12 protein-coding genes are annotated in these 12,961 nt (G+C 47.8%); 2 read left to right on the plus strand and 10 right to left on the minus strand.

Annotation, left to right across the window (positions count from 1 at the left end; all coding sequences use genetic code 11):
• Nucleotides 1-82: 82 nt before the first annotated feature.
• Both Micr_RS04295 and Micr_RS04300 read right to left on the minus strand, forming a co-directional pair.
• Nucleotides 83-964 (minus strand): hypothetical protein, encoded by an 882-nt coding sequence (locus Micr_RS04295; RefSeq protein ID WP_203134444.1) that lies wholly within the window; start codon nt 962-964, stop codon nt 83-85.
• Between the two features lie 10 nt (nt 965-974).
• Nucleotides 975-3,326 (minus strand): hypothetical protein, encoded by a 2,352-nt coding sequence (locus tag Micr_RS04300; RefSeq protein WP_203134445.1) that lies wholly within the window; start codon nt 3,324-3,326, stop codon nt 975-977.
• 254 nt (nt 3,327-3,580) lie between these two features.
• On the opposite strand from Micr_RS04300, the gene Micr_RS04305 reads away from it, so the two are divergent.
• Nucleotides 3,581-4,084, plus strand: coding sequence for a hypothetical protein (locus tag Micr_RS04305; protein WP_203134446.1), 504 nt, complete (start codon nt 3,581-3,583; stop codon nt 4,082-4,084).
• Between the two features lie 19 nt (nt 4,085-4,103).
• Entirely contained in the window at nt 4,104-5,747 is a 1,644-nt protein-coding gene (top6B, locus tag Micr_RS04310; protein WP_203134447.1) for a DNA topoisomerase VI subunit B, read from the plus strand.
• A 7-nt stretch (nt 5,748-5,754) separates the two neighbouring features.
• On the opposite strand, the gene Micr_RS04315 is transcribed toward top6B, so the two are convergent.
• Genes Micr_RS04315 through Micr_RS04345 form a run of 8 tightly spaced genes read right to left on the minus strand, consistent with a single transcriptional unit; the run spans nt 5,755 to nt 12,910 of the window.
• The gene (locus Micr_RS04315) at nt 5,755-8,109 is read right to left on the minus strand and encodes a hypothetical protein (RefSeq protein ID WP_203134448.1); all 2,355 of its coding nucleotides are present in this window, start codon (nt 8,107-8,109) and stop codon (nt 5,755-5,757) included.
• A gap of 13 nt (nt 8,110-8,122) precedes the next feature.
• On the minus strand, nt 8,123-8,257 hold the full coding sequence (locus tag Micr_RS05315) for a hypothetical protein (protein ID WP_255520592.1): 135 nt from the start codon (nt 8,255-8,257) through the stop codon (nt 8,123-8,125).
• Nucleotides 8,258-8,260: 3 nt separating this feature from the next.
• Nucleotides 8,261-8,989: a cell division protein ZapB gene (locus tag Micr_RS04320; protein WP_203134449.1), complete on the minus strand. Its 729-nt coding sequence runs from the start codon at nt 8,987-8,989 to the stop codon at nt 8,261-8,263.
• A gap of 45 nt (nt 8,990-9,034) precedes the next feature.
• Complete coding sequence (locus Micr_RS04325) at nt 9,035-9,418, minus strand: hypothetical protein (protein ID WP_203134450.1); 384 nt, start codon at nt 9,416-9,418, stop codon at nt 9,035-9,037.
• A 2-nt stretch (nt 9,419-9,420) separates the two neighbouring features.
• Nucleotides 9,421-9,726, minus strand: coding sequence for a hypothetical protein (locus Micr_RS04330; RefSeq protein WP_203134451.1), 306 nt, complete (start codon nt 9,724-9,726; stop codon nt 9,421-9,423).
• Nucleotides 9,719-11,236: an ATP-binding protein gene (locus Micr_RS04335; RefSeq protein ID WP_203134452.1), complete on the minus strand. Its 1,518-nt coding sequence runs from the start codon at nt 11,234-11,236 to the stop codon at nt 9,719-9,721. Before Micr_RS04335 ends, Micr_RS04330 begins: the two co-directional genes overlap by 8 nt.
• A 10-nt stretch (nt 11,237-11,246) precedes the next feature.
• A complete protein-coding gene (locus Micr_RS04340) occupies nt 11,247-12,077 on the minus strand; it encodes a hypothetical protein (RefSeq protein ID WP_203134453.1) in 831 nt (276 codons plus the stop codon).
• Nucleotides 12,077-12,910: a hypothetical protein gene (locus tag Micr_RS04345; protein ID WP_203134454.1), complete on the minus strand. Its 834-nt coding sequence runs from the start codon at nt 12,908-12,910 to the stop codon at nt 12,077-12,079. The genes Micr_RS04340 and Micr_RS04345 overlap by 1 nt, the downstream gene beginning before the upstream one ends.
• Nucleotides 12,911-12,961 lie beyond the last annotated feature (51 nt).

The following is a 12,961-nucleotide window of genomic DNA, read 5'->3' on the forward strand; positions in this document are numbered from 1 at the left end:
AAATTGGATTTTTTATATATTTAGGCTTTAACTTTTTACCCAGTAAAACGCCATTGTTTTGGCAATGGGGCCTGCTCGTGTTTTATCCCGTAGCGTTTGGATGGTCCGCTATATAGCTCTCGAACGCGTTTATGGTTGCGTTTTCTACATTCTTAGTATAGGAGATAAGATTTAGCGCACCAACATCTGGACTGAAGCCGGCGCTGGTAGCCTTTATTATATAGTTGCCATACATGGCTTCGGCCATATACACGGTCATGTTTGGTTTTGGGCCGAGATAACTGCCGAACTGTTCAGTGGCATTTGCACTCATGTTTGAAATTCCGAAGAAGTACACAGTAATATTGTCATGGGTATATTTAGATTTCGAAACAGAGGATTCAGACATTACCAAAGACATAGATGGCCTGCAAAAACCTCCGTTGGATTCGAACAAAGCGTTATAACCTGCTGCATTTGATGGATTTATGCCCTCCACGGCAGCGTATTCCGCAATCGGCTGGGCCCTGTTCAATTTGGACAGATTATATGCAGTGGATATCATTGTCTGATTTTGCATATATCCGAGTATGCCTTCCAGGCCAGTGCAGTTTGCGTTTGTGGAATATGGCTTGAAAACGGTCCTGAATGAGTATTTGAGTGGCGAGCTGAAGCTATAGTTACTTATGAAGGCATTGGCAGCCAAATAGGTAACCGGCTCAAAGATTTTACCGATTCTCGGACTTGTCGGAGTTGTTGAATTATTTGCCACAGATATAGTACTGATCGTTGATGTAGACGCATTATGCGGCACATAGGAATGCAATGTGATTATTATGCCTGCTAGTATAATTACGATTATTATGCCCAGCGCTATTGTTGATTTCCTGCCCCTTTTTATGGCAGTATTATTGTAGTTATTGTTAGCGGGCTCTTGAGCAAGTATCGCACCTTTGGCGTCCTGTTCTGCATTTAATTCAGTCATGATATCATGCCTAACTATTCTTGTTGAATGTATATGTGGAATCTGGATTGAATACGTAGACTGCATAGCTGAAGCTCGTTGAGCTTCCAGTCATCAGCTCTGGGCCAATCCAGCCGCCGGTTCCGTCGTAAGGTATGTTGCCACATGCCAGTATATAAACGTCGTTGTAGTGGGTTGAAGAGAACAACGGAGTAGTCTGCTCCAGGTTCTCTGTAACGCTGCAACCATATGTTGGGAATGAACCACCATCATACATTATGGCTGAAGTGCCAGGCTCGGTGGTTGAATTAAGTATGCCTTCCTGTCCTCCTGAAGTTGCGTAAGTAAGAATCACCAGCGAACTTGGTATTGAGCCGTGGTTTACCCAGAACACAGGTTGAACGCCGCTATTGTAATTTGATCCGTTTGTTGCCCACAGCTGATAATTTGTGGCAGGGTTCCCACCTATTGCAATTGCACCGGATGATGATGAATCGGCCGTTGCGCTGCATGCGTTGCCATTTGTAATGTACCCTATATTTGTGGAGCAGTACTGGCATGTTCCACCTCCTTCTGAATTTATGTTCCAATCTACGCTTGACATTGATTGGTATATTGCAGCAACGCATTCGCTGAAAACACCGTTGTTATTGCTACATGACGGACTGAATGTCGTGGCGCTGCTGCTGTTAGTAGTACATGTTCCGTAGAACGGTATTGTGCTGGAGCTTGTGGTTGTAGATGTTGAAGTTGTTGTCGAAGTCGATGTTGTAGTAGAGGTCGATGTTGTTGTCGAAGTAGAAGTGGTTGTCGATGTCGATGTTGTGCTGGTGCTGGTGGATGTTGTCGACGTTGTTGTGGACGTTGAGGTTGTTGATGTCGAAGTCGTAGATGTCGATGTCGTAGTGCTCGTTGACGTCGTAGTAGATGTTGATGTTGTGCTTGTGGATGTGGACGTTGTTGATGTGGTTGTACTCGTTGATGTGGTTGAAGTTGTTGTTGATGTCGATGTTGTTGATGTAGAGGTAGTAGTGCTCTGGAATACTGCAGTTTCATTTATCGGATTGTTAAGCGTTACCGAAGTGGATGTTGCAGTTCCGGAATAGCATCCTGTGCCCGTGCACGTCCAATCTATGAAAACGTAATGCCCTGTAGTGTTTGGCGTTTCTGATATGGTAACGCTGCTGGATGGTGCGTACCATGAAGTAGCAGGAGAAACTGTTCCCCCTATGGAAGGCGAAGCGATGTCATAAAGCTCATATTGTTCTGCATAAGATACGGTGACGTTCTGGCTTTTGCAGGTCGACACCGTTGCGCTGCCTGAATTGCTGTCGGAAGTGAACCCGTCTATGGTTACGCTCTTGAAAACGAATCTGGTTCCGGATGAGTTGTATATTATTGGGTCAAAGCTGTACGTGTGCGTAGTGTTGCAGCCCCAGTCGAAATTCGTTGGCTTCTTTGTGAGCTGCGAATATGAATATGAAACGCCGTCTATGGTTGCAATGCCTGAAGGATTGCTTTGCAGCGACGTCGGTATGTTTGATATGTTGAAGAATATCGGGACTACTGCAACGAAATTTATTGTTTTTGTCGCATTAAGGCCTGCATAATTGGCATTTACCGTAACATTCGAAACTGTTGTACCCCAAATGTAGTCAATCGCCTGGCCGTTGGTTCCAGTTGTTACGAACTGGCTCTGCAGCGAATAAGGTGGAACAGCATTTGTCCCGTTCTTTGTAAATGTTGCAGTCAAGTTCACTGTTGCGCCGCTCTGCGGATATCCCAGAAGGTCAACCCTTGCAATTAGTTCGTCTTTTGCGTTGTTGGCAGGGTTGGTTGAATTGACTACCGAAAGCGAAAGCGTGTAACTTGGTGAAACGAGAGGCTCAGCGTGCGCGCTGTAGATGCCTTTGTAAGTCTCCTTAGGGACTGTAGAGCACGAAGAGGGAGAAGATGGTTTAGGGGCAAGGCCGCAATATGATGCATTAAGATATATGCTTCCGGAGAAGAACTGCCCTAGTGTAGAGGATACGCCTGGGATCTCTAGCACACATATGACAGAACCTCCGGGAAGAACGAAAGAGGGTTTGCATTGCACGGCAGTCGTGTTTTTTCCATTTACGCTGGCATAAAGTTCAGGATCGTATATGGGATATTTCCGGGAGTTGGTTATGAAGAGGCCCATGGTGGTTGCATGGGTTGTGGCATTTGTGCCGAAAATCATGTCCTGGCATACTGCGCCTGTGAGAAAGCTGCATGTTGATGGAACTATTATCTTTGGGACTGCGACGTACAGGTAAAGCAGGGATATGACCACTGCAATAATTAGTATTGCCCAGCCGTATGTTATGAGGTATTCCAGTGCGGATTGCGCTTTTCCCAAATATATCACAACATTTTCTTGTGTAATCGATTTGTAAATATTGCTATATATAGTAAATATCTACAACGTTTCTTTATACAATTTCTAGTGTGTGAAGTATTTAAAATGTTGGTATGTCTGAAAAGGTGCGCAGGAAAGGCATTTGCAATGGACATTGCCTGCTCGAGCCCATGTTTTGATAAAGCCAAGCGGCAAACCTTATAAATCTTAAAATCGCAGTAGCTAGTGCGACCCTAACCGCTTAGAGTGAATTTATGGAAGAGATATACATACCGCAGGAGAGGAGCAAGATGCTCAGGCAGAAACCAGGAATGCTTAAAAGGCTGGGCGAGCTGTGCAATTGCAAGATAAGCTTGGAGGAGCCCAACTGCATAAGGATAGAAGGAGATGGCTACGGCGAGTTCACTGCCAGAGGAGTAATCCAGGCTTACGGCAGGGGATTCGGCATGAGGATTGCTGAACTGCTGCTAAAGGACGGGTATTACTTTTCGAGCATAAGCATGCGTGACATAACCGGAAACAAGAACAGGATAAGGAAAATGAAATCAAGGCTCATAGGCAGCGATGGAAAAGCCAAAAGGTATATGGAGAGCGTCAGCGGGGCCATGATCGCGGTATACGGAGATACGGTAAGCTTCATAGGCAGCTCGGAAGCGATAGAAGAGGCCGAAGCTGCAGCACGCACAATAATGAAGGGCAGCTCGCACAGGCTGGCTTACACCAAGATGGAAGCCTCGCACAGGAAACACAGGTCTTAGTCAAATTTTAGGTGCTTGCATGGCGGAAAGAAAAGCCAATGAGATATTCAAAGAGTTCAAGGAGCATTCGATAGCGGAGTTCTTCAAGAAGAACAAGCAGATGCTTGGCTACGCGGGATTGGTGAGATCCCTTGTAACGGTAGTGCACGAATATGTGACCAATTCGCTGGACGCCTGCGAAGAAGCTGGGATTCTTCCCGACATAAGCGTTTCGATATCGCAAAGCGGCGAGAACAGATATATAGTGGAGGTGGGCGACAACGGGCCGGGAATACCCAAAAAGTTCGCGGGCAAGGCCCTTGCGACCATACTTGCGGGGACGAAATTCCACAGGTACATACAGCAGAGGGGACAGCAGGGAATAGGAGCCGCAGGATGCACGCTTTTTTCGCAGATAACAACTGGAAAGCCGGTGGGCATGAGGGCTTTCACCAAGGATGGCGAGGCTTACTCGTGCAGCATAGCCATAGACACGATGGGAAACAAGCCGGTAATAACCGAAACCAAAGAGCTTGAAAACCCCGAAGGAATAACAGGGACCATCATAAGGGCAGAATTCGCCGAGGTAAAATATGAGAACAGCGAGCACGGGGTATACGAATACCTGAAGAGGACGGCGTTGGCAAATCCGCATGCGCAGATAAGGTTCAGGGACCCCGAAGGCAAGGAGTATACTTTCGTCAGATCCTCGGATGCGGTTCCGGAATTGCCGAAACAGACACTTCCGCACCCGCTTGGGCTCTCGATAATGGACATTCTCGACTTCGCAAAGAAGAGCCAGGAAAGCAGCGTAGCCTCTTTCCTCATGGCAAGCTTTTCCAGAGTCAGCCAGGGAAAGGTAAAGGAGCTGAAGGAGATTGCCACCGGCGTTGATTTCTCAAAAAAGCCAAAGGAAATGACCTGGAACGATTCGGAGGAGCTCGTAAAGGCGTTCAAGCAGGTGAAATGGCTGGCTCCCGACGCAAGCGTGATAAGACCCATAGGCGCAGATAGGGTCAGGCTGGCAGTGCGCAGCATACTTAACCCGGAATACATGCACGTAATAGAAAGGAAGCCCCAGGTTTTCAAGGGAGGCATACCGTTCATTGTCGAAGCGGCAATCTCCTACGGAGGAGGCTCAGGAAAAAAGGTCGGAAACGAAGAGTATACGGGAAGCATACTTAGATTTGCAAACAAGGTGCCTCTGCTTTTCGATACCGGAAGCTGCGCCATAACCCAGGCAGTAAGGGACATACAGTGGAAGCGCTACGGCATAGACATGGACAACCAGCCGGTGAGCGTACTGGTGAACATATCTTCGGTGTACGTGCCTTATTCCGGAGTCGGGAAAGAGGCCATAGCCCAGGAAGACGAGATAATAGACGAGATAAAGCTTGCGCTGCAAGAGGCTGCCAGGAACATACAGAGATACATGCACGGGAAGCAGCAGGTAAACGTTGAGAAAAACAAGTACAAGACCATAATGAGATACGTTTCGCAGCTTTCGAAAGATTTGGGAAGCCTTACCGGAACCGACAAAGCAGTAATACGCGGCAAGCTTGAAGAGCTGGTTACCGAGCATTACCCGAAAGTAAAAGAGGAAGAGGAAACAAAAGACGAGGACGAGAGTACGCTTGAAATAGTCGAGAGTTCATCGGAAGAAGAAAAAGGCGAAAACGAATAACACTTTATCAGTCGAATATGTTTGCCGGATTCTCCATCGATATCAGTTTTACGTATCCTGCCGATATGTAGAGCTTGAGCTGCTCCGCACCCGCATCGGAAATCGAATATAAGCGGTCCTTGAAGTCTTCGAGCCTGTCGTCGTTCATGAACGCTATGAATGTCTTGGAATTGGCGCTTACGGGTATGTTCTTGAACTTGCTTGAAGGAGCGTATATCACTACGTTGTGCCTCTCTCCGCCAACGACCACGTTCATGTCTGCGGTCTGGCTAGTGTCGAGATCGGTGAACACGTAGGCATGGGTCACCATGTATATCCTGAGCTTCTTGAACACCGCAAGGTATTCTATGTCGTGCTTGCTCTCGTCTATCCAGCCCTTTGGCGCATACAGGTCATCAGCCGATATGACGAGCCCGTTTGCAATCAGCTGGTCTAGAAGCACTTCGACGTTTGAAGGGGTAAGGTTGACCGGAATCCCGTTGTACCTTATGTTGCTGGCTATGGCGAGCTTGAACTCGCTTATCGACAGAGGCATATAGCGCCAGTGGTAATACGTGTTGAGCTTCTGGAAAACAAGCATCACGTCTTGTGCATTGAGGGTTATAAATGTGCGCTGCTGTTTCGGCATGTGCGGCACGTCTATGAAGAAATCGTCCCTGTTCGGCGACCTCACCATCGTTACCATGAGGAGCATCAGCACTATCGCAACTATCAGCGCTATGTCCTTCGAAGTTATCTTTATGACCGGAGCGGGATTGCTTGCCACGTAGGAGAATTTCTGCGAGAGTATCTTTGCCGTGAAATTCAGCGTTCCGAACTGCTCGCCTATTCCCTTAGGAAGCGAATAAAGTATCGTGCCGTTTGTCAGCGTGCCGTTCAGAGGGTATTTGCCGTTAAGCGTCATTGTATAGTCGAGCCCTGTCAGCGGAGCGCCGTCGGAGCTTATGTAGAACCTGAATGAATTTGACGTGTAGTTGGAATATACCTCAGTAACGTTTACCGGAGGCACTCCGAAGAGCGCGCTGGCATAGAGGTTGTCGGAAAAGCCCTTGAGCTGGATTATATAGCTGCCCGGGACAAATGACGATTTTATTAGCTTTACAAAGGTGAAATTTCCGGTTGCGGATATGGAGGACAAAGGTATGGTTGAAACCTTGACCATGTTCTCAGTGTATATTGAAAGATGGGGCTGTATCTGTATCGGAACGCTCGAATGCGTATATATCTGCATCGTTATCGACTGGGAGCTTCCGAGTACAATAGTAGAAGGCAGCGAAACCGTGCCGCTGCTTATGTAGCTTGATGGCTCGCTTATGTACCTGTATATTGATTTGCCGGAATTGCCATAGCTGGAATTTGTGTATATTTCAGCGTAAAGCCATCCCGACTCAAGGGCTGCGACATTCTGAACAGTATAATTTATCTTGGGGCTTGGCATTGCTATTCCGGCCGAGCCCGACTCGGTCCTGGATGCGTTTAGCGCAATCGTTTCCAATCCGTGCGCGTAGCGCGGAAGCCAGAAGGCGCTCGAAATTGCTTTTGCCATGTCTTCCGAAGCCAATGATGGAGACGGCCAAGAATTTAGGTAATTAGAGAACGCCACTATGCTGCCATTGAAAGCATTGACGTATGATATGTCGCCATAGCTGCGCCCGCCGGAAAACGAAAATGTAGGATTGTTGAATGCGAATATGCTGTTTGATGATACCGAGGACGTTGTAAACATGTAGGAGGGTATGCGGGAATTAGGGACTATCACACCGTTCTGCAGCACGACCCTTGAGAATGCCTGCCCTATATATATTACGCTAGTCCCCCTGTCAAGAAGGTAGTGCATCAGCGTTATGTTGCTCGAGCCGTAATTGCTAAGCATTGCCTGCGGCATTAGCCCGTTCGGTATTATAAGGATGGAATTGTTTGAAATTGTTGGGAGATCTGATTCGTTTATTACAGTTAGGTTTCCGACTTCGGAAGTGAGTCCGTAGAGCGCAAGGTCGGATTGCACAACGTCCTCGAAAGCCTGGAAATCTCCGCAGTTTACACACCCTGACTGCGATGCGTTAAGCATGTACACTTTTGCAGGGAAGTTGGATTTGAGAAGGGACACGTTTACGTAGAGTTTTGTAATGTTGGAAGTAGAATACGAAAGTTCCGCGTATGGAATGACAAACTGCGATTCGTTGCTGTCAAGCAGGGCCTGGTAGCTCACATACGTGCTTAGCGAAGTAGGCAGGACCACTGGCGGCGCAGGTGGAGTTATTTTTATGTGGCTTAGCTCCGAGGATAGGTATAGGCCGCTGGCTACCATCGCAATGATGAATATTGCGGCAATGATTATCACAAGTTTTTTGAAATTTGCCAATGTTGATGCACCGTCATTTTTCCTCTTTCTTGGTAAGCGCCTTGGTAAAAAGGCGCGACAGGAAGTTCTGCTTTGGGCCAACCCTCTTCACTATTCCGTAGACCCTTATGTACCTGACACGCTTGTTGACCCTGGCTATGTATTTCATAGTTTAACCCTTGAGTTCTATGTAGCCCGTGGTGACCATCTTGTTGAGCATCTGTTCTATCCTTGGCGCCGGTATCTTGTAAGATTTGGAGAATTCAATTATGTCGATGGTACTGTTGTGCGCGTCTATCCAGTCCTCCAGCATCACCATGAGCGATTCGTCCGAATAGGTCTCCAGCTGCTTCAGCCTTTCCTTTAGCTCCCTGTTCTCCGAAACTGCCTGCGTGGCCTGAACGGTAAGGTTCTTGTTCGAAGCGGTGAGCTCTATGTTGAGGCGCTTGAGCTCCCTGTACTCGTTGAATAGGGAATCGTAGTTGTTGAACAGGGCGCTGTAATTCTGCGAGAGCGAGCCCAGTACATCATCTATTGTGGAATCGACGTACTGGTATAATCCGGCAGGGTCGGCATAGTACAGGTCGGTTATAAGCGAAAGCACGCCGAGCAGGTTCTTCACCACGTAAAGCTTCCTCATCTTTTCGCTAGTGTCCAGGGCTATTGAATACTGCACATCTATGGAATCCGGCTTTAGCGTTATTATGAAGAAAAGGAAAGGATTTTTCTGCATGTCCCTGCTCTCCACGCTCAGCAGAACCAGGCTGTTGTCCTGCTCGAGCTTGACGGAGAACATCTGCAAGGTGGAGAATCTTTGGGCTATGCTTGGGAAATCGCCAGTTAGCGTGGCCTTGAGCGAGAACTCTGCTATTTTTGGTTCTATCAATCCTGTTTCAGCCATCGGAAGACCTTTAGGTTATCTACAACATAAATTAAAAGTTTATTCTTATATTTGTTGCCCTGTGCTTTTGGATGCGCCCCTGCCCTGCTGCTTCAGCCCGGGCATGTAGCTGAGCAGCGACAGGGCGTACATCAATATTATTATTGCGATGCCGGCTGCAACCGCGCCTAGGCTTCTCCCGGTTATTATTAGCAGCGCCGCGAATATGACCCCTATTGCCAGGTACGATACGGTTTTCGAGTTGTACGAATCCCTGGCTTTCTTGTATTTCACGTAGCAATCCTTGCATACTACTAGCCTGTAGTTCTTCTCATTGTGCGTAACGTTGTGCTTGAACCAGCGCAGCGATTTTATAACATAGTCGTCTTTCACTTCGAGCCCGTTGAGCTCCTTTCCGCATATTATGCATCTTGTCTCCTTTTTCATCATAATCAGCTAAAATTTATCGTAGCCTCAAAAATCCTCCCGGATTCTGCAAGGAGCTTCTGCTCGTCCATGCTGTCTATGGTGCTGTTTATCGTTACGTCGTCCATGCCAAGCCTCCTGAGCACGTTTACGATTGCGTCCCTCTTCAGGTTTATTTTCTCCAGCATGCCTGCAAACGCTATTGCGTTTATGTGCCTGTGGGCCTTCTCCATGTCCGAGAAGAGCTTGGCCATGCTCGATTCGTCCACCTTGTATATGGTGAGTATGCGCCTCAGCTCCTGCCTGCTTATCGTAAATGTGTCCTTAGCCATTCACAGCACCCACGGATGACATTATTCTGGTTATCAATAGGTCCTCTATGCTCAGGTTCTTGAGGAACTGGACTACGTCCTCGGTAGTTATGCCGTTTGACATAAGCAGGCGTATGAAGTCTAGTATCTTTGAGGACCTGTTCTGGTCGTTGAGGACCTTGAATATCGAATTTATGGCTTCTGTGCTTACGTTGTATTCTATGAACTTGTTCTTGAGCTCCTCCTCCTCGAACTGGTAGTCCTTCTGTATTATGCCGGCGGAAAGCTCGCTCTGTGTCAGTATGTCGGTTATGTCTAGCGTGTACACGTATAACGGTTCCTCTCCGCGCACCCTGTCAAGCACAAATATCTCCGGGAAGCGCAGCGATGTCTGGAATGCCATGTTGACAGCAGCCTGGCCCACGCCGAACTTGCTTATCTCGGAGCGTATGAAGTCGGAGAAGTTTATGGATCCCTGTATGTAATCGAGGAACTTTTCGAACCTTATCCTTAGTATGAAAGTTGTGCCTACGTTGGAAAATATGGCTTCGTTTATGTCCGTTGGATTCTGCGATGCCACTATTAGGCCGAACTGGTATTTTCTGCCCTCCCTGACTATCATGACCGCGTCGCTCTTCTCATCTCCCGCTATCTTCCATGCCTCGTCGAGAACGACAAGGGTCTTAAGCCCTTTTGCCTCGTTCCAGCCCTCGAAGCGCATGCGTTCCTTGAGCGTCTGAAGTATGAAAAGGGCGGCAAGAGCCCTGAACCTCTCGTCAGGAAGGCCAGACAGGTCTATGTCGACAAGCCCCGAGTTCGCGAGCTTTTCGAGGTTGACAGTGCTTTTCCTTGCGAAGTAGTCCTCTCCCTCTCGTGCGAACTGCCTTAGCCTGTATATCGCATTTTCGAGTTCGGCAGGATATTCGTAGGTGCCCTCCTGCAGCTGCTCTTCAAGTATCGATATCGCGTCCTTTAGCGTTGGCGCTTCCTTGTCCTCCGGCGCAGGTTCGGCAAGAACAAAGCCTGCATTGGTGTACGATTGCTCTATTGCTTCCTCGGTAAGCCTGCGCTGCTCCGGATACGAGGCTATGTCGGTAAGTATCTCGAATGACGAAAGTATCTGCTTGACCCTGTCCAGCGGCTTCATGCCGGAAAGGTCCATTATGTTTAGGTAGTCGCCCTTGCCCAGCGATACTATTATGCCATCGCTCTGCTTGACCCAGGCGCGGTATTCTGCTGCCCAGTCTATTATAACGGCATTGGTGTTCCATATATAGCTGGCCCTTATCAGGAATGTCTTGACAAAGTAGCTCTTTCCCGCTCCGGTTATTCCCACAACCGCTATGTGCGGATTTGTAAGGTTGGTGAACGACCAGCTGAACGGGACCTTGAAAAGCTTGGTGTTGCCTATGAATATTGCCTGGAACGGGTCGTTTATCAGTATGTTTGCCGGCGGCTCCGGCGGCCTCGACAGGAAGGCCCTTTTGCCCACCTCGTTGCTCATTATATTCTGCAATTTCAGTATGCTCATTTTTACGACCTCAGCTCTGGTTATCGAACATCGTCGAAAGCTCCTTCATGCCCGTGGGGAGCGAGAAATTGAAGTTGAAAAGCGAATAAAGCTCGCGGCCGATTATCCTTGAGGTTTCTACGTCCATAGAACTGAACGACAGCCTTAATTGGTTTACCTGCGCGTCAAGCGCGTCAAGAGCGGCCTTCTCGCTTACCCCTATCGCAGTGGTTTCTATGTACATGACTGTGGCTATTGGCTTCTCGCCCTGGGATATCCTGTTTATCTTGGCCTGTATCATGTTCATTCTCCTTCTTATGTCCGTTAACGTGACCTCGTTCGAATTGTTCTGCATTGCCCTCGACAGCTGAAATTCCTGGTAAGAGCGCTTGCCCTCGAGCTCGTCCCTTATGCCCTGGACGTCAAGGCCTGAGGCAAGGACATGGAACTTGAAAGGGAAGTTTATGTTCATCACTATGCGCTCCCAAAGCTCCGGCGCGCTTATCATCTTCTCCTCGTCATCTTCCGGAGCGGATTCCTCCCTGAAAGTATAGGCGAAGAGGTTGGCGGTGATATAGCCGGTTGCGTAGAATATGCCGTTCACTTCCTTTATAACGGCGTTCTGGTGCTTGTTGATCGTGTAATCCTTCGCAGGCTGGAAGGTTATTCCAAGTATTGAGGTTATTGCAGAGAAAAGCTTCGCGTCTATCCAGTTCATCGCAAGTATGAAAAGGGTAGTTATAAGCAATAGCAACACGCCTATGTAGTATAATATCCCCTTGCCGAGCTCATGCAATGCCAGGAATCCGAAAAGCACTATTATAAGCGAAAAGAGGAGGAATACGAGCTTTGTTTCGTCCATTATATTACCTGTTCCTGTATGTTTTTGCTTATCTGTTCCGTTACCGTCGAAATCGGCAGGAGGTATTCGGGCTCGACAAACCTAAGCAAGTCCGCACCGGTTATTATGCTAGGCGGGACTCCGAATATGGATCCCACTCCGGACATCAGCTCCTTGGCTTTCTGCTGGGCCAGGCTCGATGCTTCATATTCCTTGACACCGGTTGCAGACACTGTCATATAGGTGCTTAGCTCGAAGGAAAAGCCCTTGCCTATGCTGTCCAGCATGTTGCGCCACATGGCCAGCTTGCCACGGACTCTGTCCAGTTCGTTCTTCGGCGCGTCCTTGGACTGAAGGTCTGCCTCCTCGTTCTCAGTCATCGTTATCCTTTCCTTGAGCTTCTGTATATAGGAGTCCTTGTTCATCACGTAGAGCTCCGAGGTATACCTTACCGGATCTTTTGAGAGGCCGACAAGCCTGCTTATTTGCTGTGAAAAGTCTAGTTTTTCGTCATCCTCCATTTCTGTGGCTGACCTGTACAACGGTATCGATATGTAGACAGTAGCTATAAAATTTTCTCCGGACTTGCGCAGTATCGTATCTCCAGACTGGGCAAGCCAGTATGGATTCTCGTTGCTAAGTATTACGTGCTTCTTTCTGTGTTTAAGCAGCGGACCAATCAAGTATGAGTAATATCTGGAGGTAAATGCCATTGCGTCCAATACGAGAGAGATAAAGAATAATATTATTTTTATGTATGAGGGAAGCAGCAGAGAAGGGACAAACATCACTATGCCCATTAACACCGCAGATGCCAGGATTAAACCTACGAACATCCCCACGTAACTTGCCATCGAATCACTACCATATTGCTTTAAAGGTTAATAAATTTACCTATATATATC

Source organism: Candidatus Micrarchaeum sp. (assembly GCF_016806735.1).
Taxonomy (GTDB): Archaea; Micrarchaeota; Micrarchaeia; order Micrarchaeales; family Micrarchaeaceae; genus Micrarchaeum_A; species Micrarchaeum_A acidiphilum_A.

Bases quoted from the DNA above. Each gene is read 5' to 3' on its own strand.
- Micr_RS04295 (WP_203134444.1), bottom strand. From the start codon at position 964: ATGACTGAATTAAATGCAGAACAGGACGCCAAAGGTGCGATACTTGCT.
- Micr_RS04305 (WP_203134446.1), top strand. From the start codon at position 3,581: ATGGAAGAGATATACATACCGCAGGAGAGGAGCAAGATGCTCAGGCAG.
- top6B (WP_203134447.1), top strand. From the start codon at position 4,104: ATGGCGGAAAGAAAAGCCAATGAGATATTCAAAGAGTTCAAGGAGCAT.
- Micr_RS05315 (WP_255520592.1), bottom strand. From the start codon at position 8,257: ATGAAATACATAGCCAGGGTCAACAAGCGTGTCAGGTACATAAGGGTC.
- Micr_RS04320 (WP_203134449.1), bottom strand. From the start codon at position 8,989: ATGGCTGAAACAGGATTGATAGAACCAAAAATAGCAGAGTTCTCGCTC.
- Micr_RS04325 (WP_203134450.1), bottom strand. From the start codon at position 9,418: ATGATGAAAAAGGAGACAAGATGCATAATATGCGGAAAGGAGCTCAAC.
- Micr_RS04330 (WP_203134451.1), bottom strand. From the start codon at position 9,726: ATGGCTAAGGACACATTTACGATAAGCAGGCAGGAGCTGAGGCGCATA.
- Micr_RS04335 (WP_203134452.1), bottom strand. From the start codon at position 11,236: ATGAGCATACTGAAATTGCAGAATATAATGAGCAACGAGGTGGGCAAA.
- Micr_RS04340 (WP_203134453.1), bottom strand. From the start codon at position 12,077: ATGGACGAAACAAAGCTCGTATTCCTCCTCTTTTCGCTTATAATAGTG.
- Micr_RS04345 (WP_203134454.1), bottom strand. From the start codon at position 12,910: ATGGCAAGTTACGTGGGGATGTTCGTAGGTTTAATCCTGGCATCTGCG.